Below are 5,560 nucleotides of genomic sequence, written 5' to 3'. Positions count from 1 at the left end.
GATTCCACGATCCAGCTTCCCTCGTTCAAGCATCTTTCATCACCCATGCTTATTTTACCATATAAATGCGAAAAAGCCCAGCTATGCTCGACTTTTTCGACAGCCTGAAGACTGCCCGTTGGGGCAGTCTTTCTCTCTGTCAGGTGGCCGCGTGGACGGGCTGCTTGCGGGGAGTGCGCTCCCGCACCAGCTCCCGGGACGGCGCCTTCTCGGGCGTTCCCGGCTGGTCCGGATGGGAGGGCAGCCGCTCCCGCGCCACCGCCAGCATCAGCTTGATCCGGTTCTCCTGGTTGACCCGGGTGGCGCTGGGATCGTAGTCGATGGGGGTGATGTTGGCCATGGGATACAGCTCCCGGATCTTGTTGATCATGCCCTTGCCGCAGATGTGGTTGGGCAGGCAGCCGAAGGGCTGGGCGCAGACGATGTTCTCATATCCGGACCGCACCAACTCCAGCATCTCGGCGGTGAGGAGCCAGCCCTCGCCCATCTTGTTGCCCATGCCGATGACGCCCTCCGGCAGCTTGCACAACTCCGAAAACGGCAAGGGCGCGTGATAGCCGTTGTCTCGCAGGGCCTTGAGGATCAGCTTCTCCATGCTCTCGATGTACTTCAGCACCACATCGGAGACGTGCTTCTCCACCAGGGTGCCGCCGTAGAGCCGGGCGGTCTCCGACAGATTGTACACGGAGTACTGCAAAAAGCCCATGAGGCCCGGCAGATTCACCTCGCAGTCCTGGGAGGCCAGAAAGTTCTCCAGGTCGTTGTTGCCCAGGGGGGAGTATTTCACATAGATCTCGCCCACCACGCCGACCTTCACCTTGGACACCCGCCGGACCGGGATGGCGGCGAACTCCGCCGCGATCTTCGGCATGGCGGCGCGCATCTCCCGCTGGGAGAAGCCCTTGCCGTCCAGGATCCAGCCGCAGATGGTGTCCAGCCACTTGTTCTGGAGGGCCTCCGCGTCGCCCTTCCGCACCTCATAGGGAGCGGTCTGGGCCTTCAGGGCCACCAGCAGGTCGCCGTAGCAGATGGCCGACAGCGCCATGCGCACGAAGGTCATGTCCATGGGCAGGCTGCTGTCCTTTTCCAGGCCGGAGAAGTTCAGGCTCACCACCGGGATATTGCAGTAACCGGCCTTCTGCAGCGCCTTGCGCAGCAGAAAAATGTAGTTGGAGGCCCGGCAGCCGCCGCCGGTCTGGGTGATGATGAGGGCGGTGTGGTCCAGGTCGTATTTGCCGGAGTTCAGAGCGTCCAGGAACTGGCCGATGACCAGCAGTGCGGGATAGCAGGTGTCGTTGTGGACGTATTTCAGGCCCTGTTCCGCCACCTGACTGCCGCAGTTGCCCAGCAGCTCCACGTTATACCCCATGTGCTTCATGGCCGCGGCCAGAATGCGGAACTGGACCGGCGCCATATTGGGGATCAGGATCTTATGGGTCGTTTTCATCTCCGGCGTGAATGTCGGATATCGGAATTCCATGTCTTACGCCTCCTTGCTCGCGTTGGCGCGCTTCTCGTCCTGTTCCTCCAGTGCGGCGAACAGGCTCCGCAGGCGGATGCGCACGGCGCCCAGATTGGTGATCTCGTCGATCTTCAGCTGGGTGTACAGCTTTCCGCCGGACTGCAGGATCTCTCTCGTCTCGTCGGTGGTGATGGCGTCCACGCCGCAGCCGAAGGACACCAGCTGCACCAGGTCCATGTCCGGCTGGGAGCAGCAGTATTTGGCGGCGGCGTACAGACGGGAGTGATAGGTCCACTGGTTCAGCACCGTGGTCCGGAAGGGCTCCACCCGGTCGGAGATGGAGTCCTCGGTGATGACCGCCGCGCCGGCCCGGGTGATGAGGGTGTCGATGCCGTGGTTCACCTCCGGGTCCACGTGGTAGGGCCGTCCCGCCAGGACGATGATGCGGCGTCCCTCCTGCCGTGCCTTCTGAATGATGCGCTCGCCCTCGTCCCGGATCTGACGCATGTGGCGCTCGTACTCCGCGTAGGCCGCGTCGGCGGCCTCCTGGATCTCCTTTTGGGAGATGCCGTCGAAATACTTGCCCAGAATGCCGTGGATCTTTTTGGTGAAATCCTTAGGCCGGTGGATGCCCACGTAGTCGTAAATGAATTTCGTGTCCCGCAGCTCCGGGCAGTTGCCCGCCAGCACCTCGGGATAGTAGGCCACCACCGGGCAGTTGTAGTGGTTCTGGCCCAGCCCCTCGTCGATGTTATAGGTCATGCAGGGGTAGAAGATGGCGTCCAGCCCCAGTTTGCTGAGGGCGTGGATGTGGCCGTGGGCCAGCTTTGCCGGGAAGCAGGCGGTGTCCGAGGGGATGGACCCCTGGCCCTGGAGATACAGCTCCCGGCTGCTGAGGGGACTGTGGTACACGGCGAAGCCTAGCTTCGTGAAGAAGGTGTACCAGAAGGGATACAGCTCCCAGAAGTTCAGGCACAGAGGCAGGCCGATTTTTCCCCGGGGGCCCTTGACGGGCTTGTAGGACAGGATCAGCTTCCGCTTGTATTCGTACAGGTTCTCCTCGCCGGTGTTGGCCTTGCCGGTGACGGGCCGGTCGCAGCGGTTGCCGCTGATGAGGGTGGCCCCGTCGGCGAAGGTGTTGATGGTCAGCTGGCAGTTGTTGCCGCAGCGGCCGCAGATCTCGCTGCGGGTCTCCTGCCGGAAGTCCGCCAGCTGTTGGGCGTCCAGCAGACTGCTGCGGTGGCCGGCTCCGGCCTTGCCCCGTCCGTACAGGGCGGCGCCGTAGGCGCCCATGAGGCCGGCGATGTCCGGGCGGATGACCTCCACCCCCATCTCCTTCTCAAAGGCCCGCAGCACCGCCTCGTTGTAGAACGTGCCGCCCTGGACCACGATGTTCCGGCCCAGCTCCTCGGGAGAGGAGGCCCGGATGACCTTGTAGATGGCGTTCTTCACCACGCTGATGGACAGGCCTGCGGAGATGTTCTCGATGGTGGCGCCGTCCTTCTGGGCCTGCTTGACGCTGGAGTTCATGAACACGGTGCAGCGGCTGCCCAGGTCCACAGGACGGTCTGCGAACAGCCCCAGCTTGGCGAAGTCCCGCACGTCATAGCCCAGCGCCTGGGCGAAGGTCTGGAGGAAGCTGCCACAGCCGGAGGAACAGGCCTCGTTCAGGAAGATGTCGCTGATGGCGCCGTCCTCGATCTTGAAGCACTTCATGTCCTGGCCGCCGATGTCGATGATGAAGTCCACGTTGGGCATGAAATACCGGGCGGCGGTGAAATGGGCCACGGTCTCCACCACGCCGTAGTCGGCGTGGAAGGCGGCCTTCGCCAGATCCTCGCCGTAGCCGGTGGTGGTGACGCTGGCCACATGGAGCTTCGGGTGCTCTTCATAGAGCTTTTGCAGCACGCCCCGGATCAGGGGCACGGGATTGCCCAGATTGGGCCGGTAATCCGTGAACAGGATGCCGCCGTCCTGGTCCATCACCACCAGCTTCACGGTGGTGGAGCCGGAGTCGATGCCGATGTGGACGGGGCCGTCATAGTCCGTGGGGAAGTCCACCCGGGGCACGGAGGCCCTGGCATGGCGCTCCCGGAAAGTCTCGTACTCCTCCCGGCTGGCGAACAGTGGCGGCTGGCTGCGGTAGGTCTCCACCGTGCCCCGCTTCTGGATGCGGTCCGCCACCTCCAGCAGGTCGAACTCCGTATCGGAGTAGAACGCGGCGCCCATGGCCACGAACAGCAGGCTGTTCTCCGGGCATCTGCCCTTCAGGCCCAGGGTCTTGTCAAAGCAGTCCCGCAGGCACTGGGAGAAGGTCAGCGGTCCGCCCAGATACAGGACATTGCCCCTGATGGGCCGTCCCTGGGCCAGGCCCGCGATGGTCTGGTTCACCACCGCCTGATAGATGCTGGCGGCGATGTCCGCCGCCTTGCCTCCCTGGTTGATGAGGGGCTGCACGTCGCTCTTGGCGAACACGCCGCACCGGGAGGCGATGGTGTAGGTCTTCTCCGCCTTGAGGGCCGCCTCGTCCATCTCATCGGCGCTCATTTTCAGCAGCGTCGCCATCTGGTCGATGAAGGCGCCGGTGCCGCCGGCGCAGGAGCCGTTCATCCGGACCTCCAGTCCGTTGGTCAGAAACAGGATCTTGGCGTCCTCGCCGCCCAACTCGATGATGCAGTCCGTACCGGGGGCCAGCCGGTTGGCCGCCACGCGGGTGGCGAACACCTCCTGTACGAAGGGGATGCTCACGCCCTCGGCCATGCCCATTCCCGCGGAGCCGGAGATGGCCAGCCGCGCCCGCCCGCCCGGGATGTACTGCTCCGCCACCCGGCGCAGCAGCTCCTCGGACTTTTCCAGAATATGGCTGAAATGCCGTTCATATGTACTGTATACGATCCGATCTTCGCCGTCCATCACCACACATTTGATGGTGGTGGAGCCGACATCCAAACCGACTTTCAAAAAAGGTTCCCCCTTTAGGAAAACGATTGCGTCTATAAGGGCAAATTATAGCCGCAGAGTCTCATTTTGGATTGTATCATACTCTTTTTCGTGGAAATGTGCAACCGGCAAAACTCCGGAAACCCGTAAAGATGCTGTTAAAAAATCCGTCAAAGAGCTGCTTTTTGATATCAATTATTTCTCTTTTCAACAATTTGGCGAAACCTGTCCCACAGGCTTGGCCTTTTTTCGGTTTTATGCTATACTGTGGCGGAAAAGACATGCCGGAGACGGCAAAGGAGAAGAATTTTGCTATGGATCACGTTTTGCTGCACTGCTGCTGCGCCCCCTGCTCTCTCAGCTGCATCGACCCTCTGCGGTCGGAGGGCATCGAGCCGGTGGCGTTCTGGTATAATCCCAACATCCACCCCTGGAAGGAGTATCAGGCCCGGCGGGACTGTCTGCTGGAGTACGCCCCCACCATCGGCATGGAGGTACGGGTCCGGGAGGACTACGGCCTGCGGGAATTCGTCCGTCATGTGGCGGAGGACATCGACCACCGCTGCGCCTACTGCTATGAGCACCGTATCGAGGGCACGGCGAAATACGCCGCGGAGCACGGCTTTGAGGCCTTCACCTCCACCCTGCTGGCCAGCCTCTATCAGGACCATGAGGGCATCGTCCGGGCGGCGGAGAAATATGCCGCTCAGTACGGCGTGAAGTTCCTCTACCGGGATTTCCGCCCCAATTTCCGGGCCGGGAACCAGAGGGCCAGGGAGCTGGGCTTCTACATGCAGAAGTACTGCGGCTGTGTGTTCTCGGAGCAGGAGCGTTATCAGAAGCAGATCAACCGGGACAGAGAGAAGTTCGCGGAAGAATGACGCCATTTTAATCCGCCGCCGTGTCCGGTGTCCAGTCACCGGCGGCCATCGGCGGACCGGCGGGGACAGACGGCGCGGCGCCGCATATGCCCGGAGCTGGAGAAGTTCCTCGGAAGAAGGCAGAGAGGACGCCCTCGGGCGTCCTCTCAGGCTGTCGAAAAAGTCCAGCATAGCTGGGCTTTTTCGCATTTATATGGTAAAATAAGCATGGGTGATGAAAGATGCTTGAACGAGGGAAGCTGGATCGTGGAATCGTAGAAATCGTGGATACAGAAAG

At 61.9% G+C, this 5,560-nt stretch carries 3 protein-coding genes; 1 reads left to right on the top strand and 2 read right to left on the bottom strand.

Annotated features, from left to right (window positions below; genetic code table 11):
* Positions 1-139: 139 nt before the first annotated feature.
* Positions 140-1,480 (bottom strand): 2-hydroxyglutaryl-CoA dehydratase, encoded by a 1,341-nt coding sequence (locus tag ACTNBU_RS12270; protein WP_441034351.1) that lies wholly within the window; start codon positions 1,478-1,480, stop codon positions 140-142.
* Positions 1,481-1,483: 3 nt separating this feature from the next.
* Positions 1,484-4,423: an acyl-CoA dehydratase activase gene (locus ACTNBU_RS12265; protein WP_441034350.1), complete on the bottom strand. Its 2,940-nt coding sequence runs from the start codon at positions 4,421-4,423 to the stop codon at positions 1,484-1,486.
* A gap of 293 nt (positions 4,424-4,716) precedes the next feature.
* Here ACTNBU_RS12265 and ACTNBU_RS12260 point away from each other — a divergent pair, with 293 nt between their 5' ends.
* A complete protein-coding gene (locus ACTNBU_RS12260; RefSeq protein WP_441034348.1) occupies positions 4,717-5,283 on the top strand; it encodes an epoxyqueuosine reductase QueH in 567 nt (188 codons plus the stop codon).
* The last annotated feature ends 277 nt before the right edge of the window (positions 5,284-5,560 follow it).

Origin of the sequence: Dysosmobacter sp. HCP28S3_G4 (genome assembly GCF_052065175.1) — a bacterium.
Taxonomy (GTDB): domain Bacteria; phylum Bacillota; class Clostridia; order Oscillospirales; family Oscillospiraceae; genus Oscillibacter.
The sequence above is the reverse complement of the archived record's forward strand: the minus strand, read 5'-3'. Positions and strand labels throughout refer to the sequence as shown.